Below are 709 nucleotides of genomic sequence, written 5' to 3'. Positions count from 1 at the left end.
GGCCGACTACGCCAAGGGAATGTTCAGCCGGAGGGTTCCGAGCCTCACCGTCGACGAGATCGACCTCCGCACCGCCTTTCGCACTCAGCGAAGGACTTTCTTGCTCCGGCACCCGGAGAAGAAATTTGAGGCATACATTCACGAGTCGTGTCTTGTCACGCGTTTCGGCGGTACCGAGGTGTTGCGCCGGCAGCTACAGCGCCTCGTTGAGGACTCGCATCGCAGCAACATTACGATTCGCATCATCCCGTTCAAGGCCCACACCTATCCTGGAGTGACCGAGAGCTTCATTTACAGCTACGGAGAGGTCGCGGAGCTTGATACCGTGGAGACCGACTCCTCGCGAGGGCCGGAATTCTACAATGCACCAAACGAGCTAAAAGGCTACAGGGCCATTTTGGACCGCATCGAGAAGGCCTCCCTTGGCGAAGAGGAGTCGCGCGAGATGATAACCGCGACATGCCGAGAGTTGAAGGACTGAAGTGCCGCAGAACGCATGGCAGAAGTCGTCTTTTAGCAGCTCAACCGACGAGTGTGTAGAAGTGCGGGCCACAAACGGGGCTATCGAGCTTCGCGAGTCCGAAACCGGCCATATCGTTGCCCACACCGACCCGTTGAACTTTGCTAGCTTGCTCCAGGCCATCAAGGCCGGAGAGCTTGACCAGTACGCTCTCTGATTTGGCCAAGCGGCGGCCCTCGCTCAACCGAG

The 709-nt window shown here is 58.4% G+C and carries 2 protein-coding genes; both read left to right on the top strand.

What is annotated here, in order from left to right:
* On the top strand, positions 1 to 481 hold a 481-nt coding region (locus ABD308_RS07240), incomplete at its 5' end, for a DUF5753 domain-containing protein (protein ID WP_344329476.1).
* A 1-nt stretch (position 482) separates the two neighbouring features.
* Positions 483 to 677, top strand: coding sequence for a DUF397 domain-containing protein (locus ABD308_RS07235; RefSeq protein ID WP_344329474.1), 195 nt, complete (start codon positions 483 to 485; stop codon positions 675 to 677).
* Positions 678 to 709: the final 32 nt, after the last annotated feature.

It is taken from the genome of Kitasatospora putterlickiae (genome assembly GCF_039527695.1).
Taxonomy (GTDB): Bacteria; Actinomycetota; Actinomycetes; order Streptomycetales; family Streptomycetaceae; genus Kitasatospora; species Kitasatospora putterlickiae.
This window is presented reverse-complemented; position numbering and strand designations above follow the sequence as displayed.